Here is a 17,043-nt window from a genome sequence, read left to right on the forward strand (position 1 = left end):
ACTTGAATACAGTTTAAATTGAAAAGCGACATTAGCTCAGTTGGTAGAGCGATACCTTGCCAAGGTATAGGTCATCGGTTCGAACCCGATATGTCGCTCCAATTTAAAGTTATGGCGCGATGGCAGAATGGCTATGCTGCGGATTGCAAATCCGTCGATCTCGGTTCGACTCCGGGTCGCGCCTCCATAACTTTTATAGTTATACAGAATAAGAGTTTGCTGAGTTTGACACTTAATCATTAAGAAGTCAGGCAGTATTGATACCGACAATACGTATCGTCAAAGTCAAAGAGTTTGCCCGTGTGGTGGAATCGGTAGACACAAGGGATTTAAAATCCCTCGCTGAATAAGCGTGCCAGTTCAAGTCTGGCCACGGGTACCAAATAATTCTCTACGGAGAGTTGCAGATAAGCCTCGACAATGTCGGGGCTTTTTTGTATTTCAAATTAAGCCCATTGAATGATGGTATGCGATAAAATCTTGGCGTCCTCGCAGAATAAGCCTGCGATTCCTTTTGATAAAGCAGATCTGGCCGCGGGCACCATCTTTATATGAAGAGTAATCAAACCAGGCATTGAGCTGTTTTTTGCGCCTAGACTTTCAGTGAGTTCATACCCATCTACATAAAGCAGGGCGAACAGCAATCATTTAGCGCTTTGAGGTGCTCAATCACGCCTCCCTCTACTCGTAAAGCCCCTATTAATGGCATTTGCATCCTCAACAGCGATGCAGTTTATTTTTTAGAGAAATAAACAAATAAGCTAATACTTTCTGTTACGCGCTTTCCGCTACGACTTATTTGCACGGTAAAGCGGTACTTTAAGCTTTGATTCACTATAACGAATATTATTTACGCGTTCATTGTTTATATAATATCTGTTTAGTATGCGATTTAACCACTTGAATAAAATCAATTAATTACTTGTTGACTCATTTTTTAATTCTAGTAAAGTATGCCTCGTTCCCCGGTAAGAGGGAAACAAAATGGCGCGATGGCAGAATGGCTATGCTGCGGATTGCAAATCCGTCGATCTCGGTTCGACTCCGGGTCGCGCCTCCAACTTTTTATAGTTATAAAGAATAAGAGTTTGGTGAGTTTGACACTTAATCATTAAGAAGTCAGGCAGTATTGATACCGACAATACGTATCGTCAAAGTCAAAGAGTTTGCCCGTGTGGTGGAATCGGTAGACACAAGGGATTTAAAATCCCTCGCTGAATAAGCGTGCCAGTTCAAGTCTGGCCACGGGTACCAAATAATTCTCTACGGAGAGTTGCAGATAAGCCTCGACAATGTCGGGGCTTTTTTGTATTTCAAATTTAACCCTGAATAAGCGAAAAGGGATTTATTTTTTGTAAGAGATGCCTCGCTGAATAAGCGTGCCAGTTCAAGTCTGGCCACGGGTACCAAATAATTCTCTATGGAGAGTTGCAGGTAAGCCTCGACAATGTCGGGGCTTTTTTGTATTTCAAATTTAGCCCTGAATAAGCGAAAAGGGATTTATTTTTTGTAAGAGATGCCTCGCTGAATAAGCGTGCCTCTCATTTGATAGAGCAGGTCTGGTAAGTGTACCATCTTCATATGAAGAGTGACTAAACCAGCCATTGAGCTGGTTTTTTTTACGTTTAAAATTTTAGCTTCAGTAAATCACTCTGAAACATGCATCAAGCGACAAGCGATTTATTTTGATACGAGATCCCCTCAATTTCAATAAAGTAGGCCGGGCTGCTCTTTTTATAAAGCAGTACAGGCCAGGACACAGCCTTCTTATAAAGAATAAATAACCAAACCTGTATTAAATAGGCCTAAAAAAGCCCTAACGAGTAGGGCCTTATAAAGATTGAGATTAAATGCATTTAGCGGGTTTCGGTAGGCCGGCTATTTTGGTTGCCTGCTTGGCGGGACCAACGGGGAACAGGGTATAGAGATACTTAGAGTTTCCCTTGTCAGCTCCAAGCTTAAGGCCTATTGCTTTGACTAATACCCTTATAGCAGGGCTAGTCTTAAACTCGAGGTAAAATTCTCGGACAAAGTTAATCACTTCCCAATGTGCATCAGTGAGCGCTATCTTTTCTTCCTCTGCAATGACTAGCGCCAATTCTGGAGTCCAGTCACTTACCGACTTTAAATAGCCTTGCGGATCGGTGTCTATCTGCTTTCCATTAAATTCTATCATTTTACCAACTAATTACTTTATCGTGCGTTAGACTAAGCGCCACAAATTCGTTGTAGTTTATCAGCTCTATCTCTTTTAAAAAGCGAGTAAGGCCCCGAGCATCGACATCTTCTTGCAAAGCAACACATCTATACTCAGATAATTGTGCTCGCCACGCTTGTTTGAGCAAACTGTTGACACCGTTGCCTGACAATAAGATGCAATCTTCTTTAGTTGCATAACGTAAGCATGTTTTTAGTGATGCACTCTGGTCAGGAGAGTGCTGTATTAGATGTAATATCATCAGAAAACAATTACCTCATCGACACCGGCTAAATGAGTGGAAATCTCTATGGCAGTTGAAATAGAAGCTGTAATTCGAAAATCTGTTTCAAGCAAACCCAATTCGTGCATCGACTCTTGGCATACTAATACAGTGTCTATATCGTAAAGGGGGAGTGCACCGAGTGTCGCTATATAGTCTTTACAACCAATAGATTCAGGATCTTGGTTTTTTAATAATGTTAACAGGCCTTCATCGGTAAATATAAGGCTAACTTCTTGTTCAAAACTGGCACTTAATAATGACAGATCAAGACCTTCTCGGCCGTGTGCTGTACCGTGAGGAGCCTGTCTAAAGATAATACAAAGTTTCTTCATGCATGCTCCTAAAAACAGATAAGCCTGTTAGCTTTCTCAATACCGGTAACTAACTCACCCAAACCACCCATAGTAAATGGAGCTTGCATATTCCAATGCTCTAAGCGGTTTTCTTTAGCCTCAGACTCAGATAATACACCACGGCGCAGCGCAGCAGATACACAATTGACCAAAGCGACACCGTGCTGCTCATGCAAGTCAATCCATGCTTGCTTTAGATCAAACTCATCACTAGCCGGACTATTAAGGTGATTAGTATTAAGAACGCCATCTTGGTAGAAGAAAATCTTTTCGACAATATGGCCGCTATCAACAGCCGCTTTAGCGAACCGATAGGCACTGTAACTCGAGGCGCTGCCGTAAGCTGCTGAGTTAACTTGGATAATAAATTTGCTCATGATAAAAAAAATGGCCCTGTAATAGGACCATTTTAACTCAATTAAATTTAATTGGTATTAGTCATCACCGCCAATACCCATTAAATGTAGTAGAGCAATGAAAAGGTTCAAGAAATCTAAGTACAAAGAGATTGTCGCGCGAATGTAGTTAGTTTCGCCACCGTTAACGATTTTGCTTGTATCGTAAAGAATGAAGCCTGTCATTAATAATGCGATACCGGCGTTAAGCGCCATAAACACCATGCCGTTACCTAGGAATAGGTTAACGAGAAGGCCTACGACCATGATAACAAGACCGGCAATAAGGAAACCACGCATGAAAGAGAAATCTTTCTTAGTCGTAACAGCATAACCTGAAAGGGTGATGAAGATTACTGAGGTTAATCCCAATGCTTGCATGATCAATTGTGGGCCGTTGGCCATACCTGCGTAATGATTAAGGATATAACCTAGCGATGCACCTTGCATACCTGTAAAAGCAAACACCCAGAATAGACCCGCACTAGAGTCAGCTTTTCTTAGTGTTACAAATAAAAGCACTAAACTACCAAGTGATAGTCCAATAGACATTAATGGGCTAATTGCTAATGCCATCGCCAAACCTGCGCACACTGCAGAAAAAGCTAAGGTCATAGAGAGCAGCATATACGTATTTTTAAGCAGTTTATTTACCTCAACGGTAGTACTGCTATACGCGGTTTGTTGTGTCATATCTTTCATATCTTTCTCCGAAGACAAAATGTAAAGCTATCTATTTGAACATGAGTTAAACAAGGAGTTCCCTCACAGTCAAAATGAGAACCTATCGCTCGTTAAGTTATTGAATCATACAGCAGGCACAACAAGGTATAAAGCGCTTAGCGCATAAAAGACCTCAAGTTAAGCTTAGTTAATCGAGCCAATCCTTATGTAATTTTTCACTATCACCTAAATAATTAAGTACCCAGGCCATGGCTGGCGATTGATTAGTGGCGTTCCAGGCTAAACAACAAGGGCTGGTAAGCTTTGGGCGTTCAAGTTGTTTTTCAATAAGCGCGCCTGTTTTGATAAACGGGAATGCAAAATGCGCGGGCATATAACCAATACCAAGACCCTCTCTAAAACAATTAATCGCGCGGATCCAATCAGGTACAACAAGACGTCTTTGATTCTCAAGTAACCAGGTCATCCTTTTGGGGATTTCACGTGAAGTGTCTTCAAGACATATAGAAGGGTATTGCCTTAATTCATCGTCACTTAACGGTCTATCAATATTGGCCAGCGGGTGGTTTTTGCCAACAAGAAAATTCCATTCAATTTCTCCCATGTCCCTAAAATGGAAGTCTCCACCGACAGGTATAGCTGTTGTTGCACCGATTGCAATATCACTTCGTCCCGTTGCAATTGACTCCCAAACACCATTAAACACTTCGATGCGGATAATCAGCTCGACATTATCAAATGTACGGTAAAAGTCGGCGATTAAATTACTGATTTTGTCGGCCCTAACAATGTTGTCGAGGGCAATAGACAGGGTGGGTTGCCAACCATTTGCAACCCGAATCGTATCGGCTTTCATCACGTCTAAATCGGTGAGTAAGCTTCTTGCTTGCTTAACAAAGTGCTCTCCTGCAGGGGTTAAGCTCACACTTCTATGGTGCCTAATAAACAAGACAACCCCTAACTCTTCCTCAATTTGTTTAACCGCATAGCTTACGGCGGAAGGAACTTTATGTAATTTATTGGCTGCAGCGGTAAAGCTACCTACACGGGCTACCATGTCAATGAGCTGAAGAGATTGTTCTGAAAGCATAGGTCACATCCTGCTGTGAGTTTTTTTGATGGCTAATGTGAAAAATAAACGTTTCACAGGGGTTTAGCAAGTGTTTACACTGCGCGCCATTATTAAATTACCATTTAAAATTTTACTTATGAAACCTCTAATGAATGTTAAATACTATGTGTTTTTAGCCTACCTTGCGTTACTAAGTATGTTAGGTTTTATTGCAACCGACATGTACTTACCTGCGTTCAAAGCAATTGAAGACTCAATGGCAACCTCGCCATCACAAGTCGCGATGTCTTTGACCTTCTTTTTAGCGGGCTTGGCACTGGGTCAATTATTATATGGTCCATTAGTAGAGCGCTTTGGTAAGCGTAACTCACTCATTTTTGGATTAGTATTATTTTCGGTTGCGAGCTTTTCACTATCTGTTAGTGACTCAATGTTAGTATTTAACATATCACGATTTATGCAAGCGTTGGGTGCTTGTTCTGCAGGTGTGATCTGGCAAGCCATTGTGATTGAGAAGTATGATGCTTCAAAGGCACAAAGTGTTTTTTCAAACATTATGCCGCTTGTGGCGTTATCGCCAGCATTAGCCCCAATTTTAGGTGCATTCATTCTGGAATCAATGGGCTGGGAAAGCATTTTCGTTACTCTGACGTGTATGTCAGTCGCCATGATTTTATTGACAGTTTGGTTTGTGCCAGGTGAAACCAAAGCGGTAAATCATGAAAAGAAAGAGATCAGTTACCTTAAAATTTTTAAGAACACCAAATATTTAGGCAATGTTGTTATTTTTGGTGCTTGTTCTGGTGCATTCTTCTCATACCTAACTGTTTGGCCTATGGTTATGGAGCAGCATGGATTCGATGCTACAGCGATCGGTTTGAGCTTTATTCCACAAACTATCATGTTCGTTTTAGGCGGCTATGCAAGCAAGACGCTTATTCGTAAAGTCGGTGCCGAAAAAGCGCTAACAGTATTGTTATCAGTATTTGGCTTATGTTCACTTGCCATCGTTGTAGTGACTATTTTGATTACAGGCTTGTCAGTATTCCCACTGCTAGCTGTGTTCTCTGTTCTTGCTGCATGTAATGGTGCGATATACCCCATCGTGGTTAATGGCGCCTTACAGCAGTTTCCTGAAAACGCTGCAAAAGCGGCAGGTTTACAAAACTTCTTACAGATAAGTTTATCTTTTGGCGCTTCAAGTCTTGTTGCCATTTGGGCAACCAGCGGTGAAGTGGCGATAGGTTGGGGCATCATGATCTGTTCATTTATTGTGTTTATTGGCTACAAGCTACGTAATCACAATAATTGGCAAGAAGTGAGCGAAAACATTGTTATGCCCGATCCTGCTCGCATCGCAATAAATCAGGATGATAAATAAGCTAAACAGCTTGGTAATTGTTCAAAGAGATAATTTATGATAATTATCTCTTTACAAGGTTAACAGAGCGCTATATTATTCGCGGCGTTCGGAGGGATGGCAGAGTGGTCGAATGCACCGGTCTTGAAAACCGGCATGGGTTTATAGCCCATCTAGGGTTCAAATCCCTATCCCTCCGCCACATATAGAGAAAAGGCTTCCAGTAATGGAAGTCTTTTTTCGTTTCGGTTATAAAGCTGATTAGAACCCAGGATTCCTATTGTTTAATAGTTAGCTATCCCAGCACCACATTTAGATAAGGCCTCAGCAGAAATGCAGAGGCCTTTCGCATTCTTGAGGTCATATTGACCCCTAGGGTTGCTATTGTTAGAAGCCGGCTATCCCTACGCCATATCTAAAGAAAGTGCTTCCACTCTAGAATGAAGAGTGAAAGCCCTATTTACGTAAATCAGGGCTGAAGTCAGATTTTCTATTATTAGGTTAAATTTAACACTTTACTGCACTCTATTAATCATTCTATACCCATCTATTGGCGTTTTGCTATTCCAGCTTACAGTAACGTCCCCCTTTATCCGTTTGTAATAATTGCCGAGTATCGTTTAGGAGTCATTTAGGTTTAATACTTCAAACTTCATACAACTTTGGAAATGGTCGTTATTGCGGTTTATTTTATGAAGGGTTTAGTCCATCTAAAGTGAGTTAGAGAATGGAATAAGTTCAAATAATATAGTGACCAGTTAGCGCTAGTTTGAATCATTTGTACTCATTAGTAATTGGCAACATAAGTTACTTAATTACATTAACTACGCCAGGAGTTCACTAATTGACTCTTCGGTAACACTTAGTAGGAAATCATTATGTCTCAGGAAAAATACGCTAATTTAAATCCTTACGAACAATTTAATATCGAAGTACCAGAAAGCTTCCCTGAAGAGGGAATGGCTGCTCGCGCTGCCGCAGCACTAGTTAAAAGTGAATGCTGGACAGACGCAAACCCAATGTTAAATCTGTCATCTTTTGTGACAACATTTATGGAGCCTGAAGCAGCCGAAATATTTAAAGAAGGCTCGTTTAGAAACTTTGCTGATCCTGATATGTATCCTCATACTAAAGCGACTGAAGAGAAATGCGTTAATTGGCTACATGAGTTATGGAATGGTCCAAAAGACGTGGAAGCATATGGCGCTGCGACAGTTGGTTCTTCTGAAGCCTGTATGCTTGCGGGGTTGGCACATAAGTGGAACTGGCGTCAAGAACGAGAAAAAGCTGGTAAAGATTCGACTAAACCTAACATGGTTACGGGGGGGAACGTACAAATTGTGTGGAAAAAATTCCTTAAATATTTTGACGTTGAACCTCGTATCGTTCCACTAAAACCAGGTCAATACCGGTTAACTGCTGAACAGCTTGACGAGTACGTCGATGAAAACACAATTTGTGTCGTTGCCATCGCAGGGCAAACATTTACAGGGGAAGATGATGACTTCCAAGCCATCCATGATTGGTTAGATGCTTTTGAAGAAAAAACGGGCATTTCAATTCCTATGCATATTGATGCAGCATCAGGTGGTTTTGTTAATCCTTTCCTTTACCCTGAATACAAATGGGACTTCCGCTTACCTCGGGTCAAGTCGATTAATGCTTCTGGCCATAAGTTCGGCTTAGTGCCTCCAGGTCTTGGGTGGATTATTTTCCGTGAACGCGCAATATTTAACGAAGATTTAGTATTTTACGTTAACTACCTTGGCGGTGAAGCAGCTACAGCCACTCTTAATTTCAGTAAGAGTTCAGCGACCGTGCTCGCACAATATTATAACTTTATCCGACTTGGTAAAGCGGGCTACACAAGCATTATGAAGCAAACCGTAGCAAATGCAGAATACCTAAGAGATCGCTTACTCGCCACAGGGAAGTTTAAAGTGATGAATGAAACGCAGCGGATCCCTGTGGTAGCTTTGACTCTAGATGAGTCAATTACTCAATATAATGAATTTGATATTTCCAATAAAGTTCGTGAACATGGTTGGATTTTATCCGCTTATTCAATGCCTGCTGACGCTCAAGAAGTGAACAGCTTGCGTATCGTTGTAAGGCCACACCTTAATCGAGACTCTGCTGAAATCTTAGCTAGAGACATTGAGATGGCATGTGAATATTTAGAAGAGCATGGCGGTAATGCAACAGCTCCGGTATTGCATGATCTTCATAAAGTGTCCTCTGGTAAGTGTTAATTAAATCACTAATCACTAATCACTAATGAAAAAGAAGTAACTAGTCGTTACTTCTTTTTCATCATCAATACTGACTGGATAAAATTATGAACGTTCGTTCTAGAATCTTAGGTTGTTTATCTAATCCACCTAAACACATTATTAGCCTTATATTGGGGCTATGTGGTCTTGCAATCTTAACCATAGGTAATGCATACGCCTCATCGGCTGAGCCACAATCATATCAAGGGGTTGCTTGGGCTTTTAATTATTTAGCACAAAATCCTTTTGCTTACTTATTTTTAACACTGGCTATTGGTTATCCTATAGGCCGTATTACCATCGGAGGGATTTCGCTCGGCGCGACAGCCGGTACATTAGTGACAGGGATCCTCATAGCTTTAGCCTCAAGTGCACTTTATGGGATCACCTATAACATTCCAGGTCTTGTCGAAGATATCTTCTTGATGCTTTTCATGTATGCATTAGGCATGCGGGTAGGGCCACAATTTTTCTCAGGCTTAGCCCGAGGCGGCGTAGATTTCTTAGTGATTGGCCTGATTGTGGTTTTCTCTAACTTCTTAATCGTATTCTTTGGCGTTAAAGTACTCGATTTAGGTCCTGGTTATGCTGCGGGAATTATTTCTGGAAGCTACACTGTGACGGCTGTTATGGGGGTTGCTCAATCGGCTGTATCTAGCGGGGCATTTAAACTTCCTGAAGGTGTAACTGCTGATATGGTTGGGGCAAACATGGCTGCAGGCTACGCGATTAGTTACGTATTATCTTCGATATTCATTATTCTACTTATTAAGTACTTACCAAAAATGTTTGGTAAAGATGCTGTAGCTGAAGCTCTAAAAGCTGAGAAAGAGTTTGGTGGGGGAGAGGACGGTGGTGCATTACCTGGCACTGCAGGCGCGTCAATTCTTGGTTTTACTGACAAACAAATTCGCACTTACCTCGTTGAACATAAAGAAGTGGTGGGTAAAACGGTAAATCAGCTGTTTAAAATGAATCCCCATGCCACAATCGTAAAAGTAGTTCGTGGCGATGATGTGATTGATGCGAATGATAATCCAACCATTCAGTTAGGCGACATTGTGGGTGTGATGGGCGATTACAATTTACTCCTTAATGGTAAGGATAAAGTCGGTAAAGAAGTGGATGAACGTCGCGCGAGAATGGTTGATATCGAAGTGGCCGATATCCATGTTGGAAAAAGTGAGTTCGCTGGAAAAACGTTAGCAGAAGTTGGATCCCAAATGGGCTTTGGGATCCATTTAAAATCTATGTTTAGAGCTGGTGTTGCCATTCCTCACCTTCCTAAAACAGTGGTAGAAAAAGGTGATGTTTTACGACTAGCAGGTCCTACATGGTGTATAAATCAAGCCGCTAATGCATTAAAGGGGGTGCCTATTATTGAAAGTGCCTACACAGAAGTGTCATTTATGTCACTGGCACTATTCATAGGCTTTGTTATTGGGCATGCCAGCGTTGAAATTAGCGGTATTCCATTTGCGTTAGGTACCTCAGCGGGCTGTATGTTAATGGGTATTTTAGTTTCATGGTTACGCACCCGAAATCCTGATTTTGGTGGACCGACTAGCGAAGGCGCACGCGCGTTTCTCAATGACATAGGGTTGAGCCTATTTGTTGCTGTGTTGGCCGCAGGAGTCGGGCCAAAAATCATGTCATCATTCCAAGGTACCGTCGTAATATGGATAGCTGTACTTGGCTTGCTAGGAGCCTTAGTTCCACCTTTCTTGGCATGGATTTATGGCTATTATTTTAGAAATATGAACCCGGTCATACTTGCTGGGGCGTGTGCCGGAGGGCGAAATAGTACACCGGCACTCAATGGTATTCAGGATATTTCTAAAAGTGGCATAGCGGCAGTAGCTTACCCCGTTCCCTATGCATTAACTTCCGCTATCGTGCTTATTTTAGGTTACATGGCAATGGTATTTTCATAGTTGACCCATTTTAAATAAATCGGTTTCCTCAAAACACGCCTTAGCAGTGGTTAACCAGCCTTGCTAAGGCTCTATTGTCAGTATAATTAATTCCATTCCTAGAGAGCTATAATGACTCAAGAACCTCCTATACGTATTGCGATTAACGTAATGCGCGCTCGTTTAACGGTTGTTGGTTTCAATATTGCCATCGTATCCTTCCAAATATCAGAGTTAGTTGAAATGGCGGGCGGGATCTCCGTTCCTGGACTTGAACATGCGATACATTTTCGAGCCGATATGGCGCTATTTATTGCATTAGCTTTTTCGTTATTATCTTTGGTTGCTTTTATCAGTTCTTCTGCGATAGACGAGACTGGCACCTGCGACCATTGGTCTTTTATTGTTGGCGATATATTGATGTATTTAGGCCTAGCAAATACCGTAACAGGCTTTTTCTCACCTTTAAACCAGGAGTTTTGGCTGGTGGTGAAACAATTGCCCTCGTTAGAGCAACAAATAGCAATGTTTCGGAAATCAATTCTTATTCTCGGATCATTAGCCTGGGTTGCGGCAATATATGTAGGCCCAATTGTTACTCTTGTTCGATCGCCATTTCATAAACACACTAATCTTAGTTTGTTGCTGATGTACATTCTGTCATTAATCATGATGGTTTGGTTTAACCATCAAGTATATTCATTTGAACTGATAAATAGCAGTGACAACCTGCTGTATTCGTATACATTTTTCTATGAGTTCTTACAACCAATACTGTGGTAATGGTTTTATTAAGTGATGATGTTTCTGGGGGGGGGGGGGGACGCTCAAAAAAAAGATTGATACAGAGTTAAGATAAGCATGAGATGAATTGTTGATATCTCGTATTATTTAACAGGTTTAATTCTTATCCAATTTCAACAATCAAATAAAAGCCCCTTAGGGTAGGGGCTTAGTCATTTTTCGTCGCAGATTGAACATCATTGCTAATTAACCAAGATTGCTCAGTTGCTAACTCTGTTCAGTTAATTTAGATGTGCCGCTAATGGTTGGCGTATCAATCACCCCGTCAACAGGTTCTTGCACACGAGATTTGCTGCCAATTAATCGTTTAATGTCCTCAATCGTCACGTACAAGCACGGGATTAATACTAATGTCACAACAGTGGCAAACAGCACACCAAAGGCTAATGATACAGCCATAGGGATCACCATCTGCGCCTGCATACTGGTTTCAGTCATGATGGGCACTAAACCGATAAAGGTCGTGAGAGAGGTCAATAAAATGGCTCTAAAACGGCGACAACCCGCTTCGAGTACCGATAGTTTCATCGCAATACCAGATTCCCGTGATTTATTGATGTAATCAACCATCACCAGCGAGTCGTTCACCACAACACCTGCTGCCGCAATAATACCAAATACTGAAAGGGCACTGAGATCGAGTCCTAAAAGCATATGCCCAAGGACAGAGCCAATGACACCAAAAGGGATCACCGACATGATCATGATTGGCTGAGAATATGACTTTAACGGTACGGCTAATAGGCTGTAAATCACCAGCATAGAGATTAAGAAGTCTCGTAACTGAGTATCAGCACTATCTAGTTGCTCCTGGATATTACCAGACACCTCACTCTTAACCCTTGGATACTTCTTTAATAACTCTGGTAAATAGTTATCTCGAATATCTTTAGCAAGTTTAAAGGGCTCTGCTTGATCTGCATCTACTGAACCCCAAACATTAATTGTTCGGTTGCCATTTTCACGGCGAATACTGTTAACGCCATCCGTTACAACTATTTCTGCAACTTCAGACAATGGGATCTCAGCCCCTTGTGGAGTTTTTATGTTTACATCTGATACCTGCGCGATGGAGTTACGCTGCTCTTCAGGATAACGCAGCATGACTTTAATCTCTTCGCCATTACGTAAGATCCGCTGAGCTTCAAGGCCATAAAAACTATTACCGACCTGACGCGCAATATCGGCAAGCGTTAAGCCTAAACTATGAGCAAGAGGCTTTAATTCAAATTGGATCTCTTTAGCGCTGGACTGACGGCTGTCATTAACGTCACCCACACCTTTAAGGGTATTCAATTTTGCTTTGAGCTCTTTTGCTGCTGCGACTAACTGCGCATCATCCTTACCTTCAAGTCTGAAGCTAATATCGCCATCATCGCGACCTCCACCAAATAGGTTATCCTGGATAGTAAAAGACTTCATGCCGGGGATTAATGGCATATTCTGGCGCCATAGCTCTGCCACCGCAAAGGTATCGATTGGACGAATTTCTGGATCAACCAGCTTAGTCATCACTTGTGCCGACGTGCGGCCACGAAGTTCGACTTGCATGTCTGATATCATCTTTTGCCCATATTGTTGCTCAAGCTTGCTATCAACGTTTCTCAATGCTTCTTCAATAGATAAGGCTGCTGATAATGTCGCTGTTTCAGACGCATCAATATTCATCTCAAAAGTGATCCGAGGAAAGTCATGCGGGATCTTAGGTTGGCCAATAAAACGAATTAAGCCACCTGAATAAAGACCTGCACAAATTAGGATCAGACTGAAGAAAACCATAATGACTGTGTAGCGATACTTAACAGCAACTTCAAGAGAAGGGCGGTAATAGTGAGTGATTAGGGTTTTAAGGCCGGTATCAACTTTCCCTTGTAAAAAGTTAACCACGATACGTAGCCAGTCAATCGGATTCTTTGATCCTGGTTTAACGATAGTTTTTTGCTTCATACGTGCCAAATGCGCGGGCAAGATAAGCTTAGATTCTACTAACGAAAAGATAAGACATAAGATCACCACAAAGCCGATAGCCTGGCCAAATGCAGAAGAGGGACCGTCGTCGAGTGTAATAGGTAAAAATGCTGCAATGGTGGTTAACACACCAAAGGTAGCTGGCATAGCAACCCGCTTTACGCCACGAATAACATTATCTAAGCTTTGGCCTTTTTCTTCGCATTCGGCGTGAGCACTTTCGCCCATGACGATGGCATCATCGACGACAATACCGAGCACTAAAATGAAAGCGAATAGGCTGATGACATTAATCGTGACATCAATCATACCCATAGGCATAAAGAGTAAGGTGCCTAAGAAACAAACAGGTAAACCCATCATCACCCAAAATGCCAGTCTCACTCGTAAAAATAGTGCTAGTAATATAAAGACTAATATGGCACCACTTTTCATGCTGTCGAGCATGAGGTTTAAGCGACCTTCAAGGTAATAGGTCATATCGACCCAAGGCTCTAATTTAACCCCTTGAGGCAACACTTTCTGTTTATCGCTAATGTAAGCCTTAACGACGTCAGCAACATCGGTTAAGCTCTGATCGTTAGCGGCGCCAATAAAGAAAGTAACTGAGTTTTTACCGTTAAATTTAGAGTATTGAATACCTTCTTCAAAACCGTCGATTACGTTTGCCACATCGCCTAACAGCAAAGTGGTACCATCTTCAAGGGTGATTAACGGCAAGCTTTCAAACTCATAGCCGACATAGGCCTGATTTTGAACGCGTAAGTTAATATAACCGTTCTCGGCCCTTATCTGTCCAGCTGACATGTTACGCGAATAACCACGAACCGCTTCGGCGACATCATTAAAACTTAAACCAAACTCTCGTAATCTATCTTTACTGACTTCAATGGCAATCTCATAGCCAAGTCCGCCATAGAAATCCGTGATATTAACCAGTGGTAATTGTAAAAGCTCATCGTGAATTTTTTCACCCAAGTCTTTTAGTTGTCGTTGGGATAAATCACCATAGAGGCTCATATACATCACTTCTTGGCGAAGTTTTATACGCTCAACTTTGGGGCGCTCCATGCCATCGGGGAAACTTGAGATCGAATCAATTTCTGATTTTACCTCCTCCAGTACCACCTGTGGATCATAAGAGTCTTCTACACGGAAATAGCCTGAAGAGACATTACGGTTAGAATAGGTGATCACTCGCTTAAGGCCCTGCACACTTTCCAGTGCTTCCTCAATCTTAATGGTGATCCCTTCTTCTACCTCTTGTGGTGCTGCGCCGGGGTAGACCGCGTTGAATTCTAACCAATTGATCTCAACGGCTGGGAAGAACTGCTTACGAATCGTGTTAGCGGTAAGTAAGCCGCCTATGATAATGATAATCATCAATAAGTTAGCAGCTACACTGTTACGCGCAAACCAAGCGATAATGCCTTTATTGGTATCGATCATGAATTATTCCTCATCTTCCATCGCTATCTGGGCAGCTTGTGGAGCGGTAGGTTCATCCTCAGATAAGGCTTTATCTTCTGGTAAGGCGAGCTGCATGCCTTCAATCGGGTAATCAAGGGCTGAGGTGATGACATTCATACCTGCTTCTAATCCCGCAGATACAATAACTTTAGCGCCTATTTGACGCAAAATAGTAATGTCTTTATATCTAAGTTTGCCTTCATCATCGAGTATTGCAATTTGATTATTGATAACTAAATGACGTGGTACTTCAGCGACTTGACCTGCATGGCTACCATCAATATTGGCCGTCACATAGGTGCCGTAACGCAGTTCATTGTTGTTCGAGTTAAGCCCATAAGGATCTGCCACTTCAGCAACTAAATAGGTCATACGGCTACGGCTATCAATTACGCCCTCGCTTCTCACTATTGTCGCAGGCCACTGTGTTGTTTGTCCGGCAAACTCACCAGTTAACATAACTTCAGCACCTTTACCTTTGCTATCTAAAAACTGCAGCTCTTTGTCGGCAATCGGTAAGCGCACTTCTGCATGCGCTGTACTCAATACTTTACCAAGGGGAGTCCCCATGCTGACATAAGAACCTAAACCAATATTTCTAGCCTCTATTAAGGCATCGTAAGGGGCTTTAATGATGGTACGCTCAAGGTTGCGGTTAGCCCGTTTTAGGCCCGCTTCCGAAGAGTTTAACTTAGCCACTTCTTGGGCAAGCTGTGGCTTACGCAAACTCAGCTCAGTGGGTACACCATTTTCAATGCGCTTCCATTCTTCGGCTGCAACTTTACCAAATGCTTTTTCTTGTACCAGTGTCGCTCTTGCTGACGCCATACTGGCTTTAGCATCAATAAGCGCAGCTTCATAATCACTTGGGTCGATTTTTGCGAGAACATCGCCTTTTTTGACAAAGCCACCGCGGACAAATTTATCTGATAGGTAAACAATTTCACCATTCACTTGTGAGACTAATTCTGTTTCGTACTTGGCATTCACCACTCCATATGAAGTAACAGCAAAACTCATCGGGTTGATTTCAACTGACTGAATTGATACTAGGGGAGTGGTATCAAGCTCTTCCTTTTCTTCAGGGGGCTTTTTTAATGCCGAGATGCCAATAAACCCTGCCACGCCAACGGCAATGACAACCATTGGTAAAATGATCTGTTTTTTAGTAGCCACAAACACGTCCTCTTGTTGAAGCAATTTTGCACTCAATACCCATCTTTATTGGTGTTTAAAAAATAAAGATGAGTAATCTATTTAGAATTTTGAATACATGTTAATGGAACTGGCGAAATGTAACAGTATGATTGTGTAAACGTGTGTAACTAAAATTAACATTTATGAATACGCTATGAATTACGCATAGGCGTTTAGTTTATTGATATCGTATTTGGCTTTAGTGCAAGTCTCTGTATTTAAATGGAAGATTTTTTGGCTGGTGGGATGTAATTGGCTATTGTTGATCCAGAATCGATAAAAACGCTTTATTTTTGAATCGGCAAAAATGTAAAAAAACTGTTTATAACTCAAACCATTTGGATTTAGAAACTGAATAGAAGCTAGATTGATTATCTGCGCTGGGTAGAAAGAAGGGCATGAGGGGATTTGAAAGGGCATTACATACAAAAAAGCAGTGCGACATGCACTGCTTTGAATTTTACGATGTTAACCGCAACATTTCTTATATTTCTTGCCGCTTCCACAAACACAAGCGTCGTTACGATTAGGTACTTTTTCAAAACGAGTTGTCTGTGGCTTATTGAGCAGCCCCATCAGTTGAACGACGTTTTCATCCTGGGTTGCATCAACCGTAATTAAGCCCACCAGCTCATTATCGCTGAGTAACTGGGTGATTTCAGCTTCACGCTCAGCATTTTGAACCATAAGTACTAAAGGGTTTACTTCAGTACCGATTTTAACTTCACGTTTAGTGTTGTAACCATAGCTTTCGTGCTTAGGCTTTGGGGTTTTACGCCCTTTAAAGAAGAATTTGTCTGACATAGCTATGGCGCTCAATTTTGATAAAGATAAATTTACGCAAGCTTATACTATAAAAATGGACTCAGTGGTATCGAAGTCTAATCTAGACGGCAATTTTATCTAAAAATGCGCCATATTCACGGTTTTCAGTATCGTTCTTAACTCATTTGAGAACTGCACGTTATAGGATTGGTCTAAATAAGTAGGCGTCAATGGCTTGCTATTTCGGCTGATTACGCGTTAAAACGGCTTAAATCGTGATTTTTGACCAATTGATTTGCATCTGCG

The 17,043-nt window shown here is 41.7% G+C and carries 13 protein-coding genes and 6 tRNA genes; 10 read left to right on the forward strand and 9 right to left on the reverse strand.

Features of this window, described 5'->3' with window-relative positions; genetic code table 11:
• Positions 1-25: 25 nt before the first annotated feature.
• From ACVBJC_RS01955 to ACVBJC_RS01975, 5 genes are all read left to right on the forward strand, one after another.
• Positions 26-101: transfer RNA gene (locus ACVBJC_RS01955), tRNA-Gly, on the forward strand.
• 12 nt (positions 102-113) lie between these two features.
• Positions 114-187: transfer RNA gene (locus ACVBJC_RS01960), tRNA-Cys, on the forward strand.
• Positions 188-296: 109 nt separating this feature from the next.
• Positions 297-382, forward strand: a tRNA-Leu gene (locus ACVBJC_RS01965).
• Between the two features lie 604 nt (positions 383-986).
• Positions 987-1,060: transfer RNA gene (locus ACVBJC_RS01970), tRNA-Cys, on the forward strand.
• Positions 1,061-1,168: 108 nt separating this feature from the next.
• Positions 1,169-1,254, forward strand: a tRNA-Leu gene (locus ACVBJC_RS01975).
• Positions 1,255-1,846: 592 nt separating this feature from the next.
• On the opposite strand, the gene ACVBJC_RS01980 is transcribed toward ACVBJC_RS01975, so the two are convergent.
• The 6 genes from ACVBJC_RS01980 to punR form a co-directional block, all read right to left on the reverse strand.
• Positions 1,847-2,176: a TusE/DsrC/DsvC family sulfur relay protein gene (locus ACVBJC_RS01980; protein ID WP_447159300.1), complete on the reverse strand. Its 330-nt coding sequence runs from the start codon at positions 2,174-2,176 to the stop codon at positions 1,847-1,849.
• Position 2,177: 1 nt separating this feature from the next.
• On the reverse strand, positions 2,178-2,459 hold the full coding sequence (gene tusB, locus ACVBJC_RS01985; protein WP_447159299.1) for a sulfurtransferase complex subunit TusB: 282 nt from the start codon (positions 2,457-2,459) through the stop codon (positions 2,178-2,180).
• Entirely contained in the window at positions 2,459-2,815 is a 357-nt protein-coding gene (gene tusC, locus ACVBJC_RS01990; RefSeq protein ID WP_447159298.1) for a sulfurtransferase complex subunit TusC, read from the reverse strand. The genes tusB and tusC overlap by 1 nt, the downstream gene beginning before the upstream one ends.
• 8 nt (positions 2,816-2,823) lie before the next feature.
• Complete coding sequence (tusD, locus tag ACVBJC_RS01995) at positions 2,824-3,213, reverse strand: sulfurtransferase complex subunit TusD (RefSeq protein ID WP_447159297.1); 390 nt, start codon at positions 3,211-3,213, stop codon at positions 2,824-2,826.
• A 57-nt stretch (positions 3,214-3,270) separates the two neighbouring features.
• Positions 3,271-3,924, reverse strand: coding sequence for a Bax inhibitor-1/YccA family protein (locus ACVBJC_RS02000; protein WP_447159364.1), 654 nt, complete (start codon positions 3,922-3,924; stop codon positions 3,271-3,273).
• A gap of 178 nt (positions 3,925-4,102) precedes the next feature.
• Positions 4,103-5,005: a DNA-binding transcriptional activator PunR gene (punR, locus tag ACVBJC_RS02005; protein WP_447159296.1), complete on the reverse strand. Its 903-nt coding sequence runs from the start codon at positions 5,003-5,005 to the stop codon at positions 4,103-4,105.
• Between the two features lie 130 nt (positions 5,006-5,135).
• On the opposite strand from punR, the gene punC reads away from it, so the two are divergent.
• The 5 genes from punC (at position 5,136) to ACVBJC_RS02030 (ending at position 11,316) form a co-directional block, all read left to right on the forward strand.
• Positions 5,136-6,368, forward strand: a complete 1,233-nt coding sequence (gene punC, locus ACVBJC_RS02010) for a purine nucleoside transporter PunC (RefSeq protein WP_447159295.1) — start codon at positions 5,136-5,138, stop codon at positions 6,366-6,368.
• 90 nt (positions 6,369-6,458) lie between these two features.
• Positions 6,459-6,549 (forward strand) — tRNA-Ser (locus ACVBJC_RS02015).
• Between the two features lie 676 nt (positions 6,550-7,225).
• Positions 7,226-8,599 (forward strand): glutamate decarboxylase, encoded by a 1,374-nt coding sequence (locus ACVBJC_RS02020; protein ID WP_447159294.1) that lies wholly within the window; start codon positions 7,226-7,228, stop codon positions 8,597-8,599.
• An 86-nt stretch (positions 8,600-8,685) separates the two neighbouring features.
• Complete coding sequence (locus ACVBJC_RS02025) at positions 8,686-10,554, forward strand: aspartate:alanine exchanger family transporter (RefSeq protein ID WP_447159293.1); 1,869 nt, start codon at positions 8,686-8,688, stop codon at positions 10,552-10,554.
• Positions 10,555-10,665: 111 nt separating this feature from the next.
• Positions 10,666-11,316 (forward strand): hypothetical protein, encoded by a 651-nt coding sequence (locus tag ACVBJC_RS02030; protein ID WP_447159292.1) that lies wholly within the window; start codon positions 10,666-10,668, stop codon positions 11,314-11,316.
• A gap of 228 nt (positions 11,317-11,544) precedes the next feature.
• Here ACVBJC_RS02030 and ACVBJC_RS02035 read toward each other — a convergent pair whose 3' ends face one another.
• The 3 genes from ACVBJC_RS02035 to ACVBJC_RS02045 form a co-directional block, all read right to left on the reverse strand.
• On the reverse strand, positions 11,545-14,754 hold the full coding sequence (locus ACVBJC_RS02035) for an efflux RND transporter permease subunit (protein ID WP_447159291.1): 3,210 nt from the start codon (positions 14,752-14,754) through the stop codon (positions 11,545-11,547).
• Between the two features lie 3 nt (positions 14,755-14,757).
• Positions 14,758-15,951: an efflux RND transporter periplasmic adaptor subunit gene (locus tag ACVBJC_RS02040; RefSeq protein ID WP_447159290.1), complete on the reverse strand. Its 1,194-nt coding sequence runs from the start codon at positions 15,949-15,951 to the stop codon at positions 14,758-14,760.
• A gap of 489 nt (positions 15,952-16,440) precedes the next feature.
• Positions 16,441-16,776 carry a PBPRA1643 family SWIM/SEC-C metal-binding motif protein gene (locus tag ACVBJC_RS02045; protein ID WP_447159289.1) on the reverse strand — a complete coding sequence of 112 codons (336 nt, stop codon included), beginning with the start codon at positions 16,774-16,776 and terminating at the stop codon, positions 16,441-16,443.
• Positions 16,777-17,043: the final 267 nt, after the last annotated feature.

Source organism: Shewanella sp. 0m-6 (assembly GCF_052977325.1).

Bases quoted from the DNA above. Each gene is read 5' to 3' on its own strand.
- punC (WP_447159295.1), top strand. From the start codon at position 5,136: ATGAATGTTAAATACTATGTGTTTTTAGCCTACCTTGCGTTACTAAGT.
- punR (WP_447159296.1), bottom strand. From the start codon at position 5,005: ATGCTTTCAGAACAATCTCTTCAGCTCATTGACATGGTAGCCCGTGTA.
- ACVBJC_RS02025 (WP_447159293.1), top strand. From the start codon at position 8,686: ATGAACGTTCGTTCTAGAATCTTAGGTTGTTTATCTAATCCACCTAAA.
- ACVBJC_RS02045 (WP_447159289.1), bottom strand. From the start codon at position 16,776: ATGTCAGACAAATTCTTCTTTAAAGGGCGTAAAACCCCAAAGCCTAAG.
- ACVBJC_RS02035 (WP_447159291.1), bottom strand. From the start codon at position 14,754: ATGATCGATACCAATAAAGGCATTATCGCTTGGTTTGCGCGTAACAGT.
- ACVBJC_RS02030 (WP_447159292.1), top strand. From the start codon at position 10,666: ATGACTCAAGAACCTCCTATACGTATTGCGATTAACGTAATGCGCGCT.
- tusD (WP_447159297.1), bottom strand. From the start codon at position 3,213: ATGAGCAAATTTATTATCCAAGTTAACTCAGCAGCTTACGGCAGCGCC.
- ACVBJC_RS02000 (WP_447159364.1), bottom strand. From the start codon at position 3,924: ATGACACAACAAACCGCGTATAGCAGTACTACCGTTGAGGTAAATAAA.
- ACVBJC_RS02020 (WP_447159294.1), top strand. From the start codon at position 7,226: ATGTCTCAGGAAAAATACGCTAATTTAAATCCTTACGAACAATTTAAT.
- tusC (WP_447159298.1), bottom strand. From the start codon at position 2,815: ATGAAGAAACTTTGTATTATCTTTAGACAGGCTCCTCACGGTACAGCA.
- tusB (WP_447159299.1), bottom strand. From the start codon at position 2,459: ATGATATTACATCTAATACAGCACTCTCCTGACCAGAGTGCATCACTA.
- ACVBJC_RS01980 (WP_447159300.1), bottom strand. From the start codon at position 2,176: ATGATAGAATTTAATGGAAAGCAGATAGACACCGATCCGCAAGGCTAT.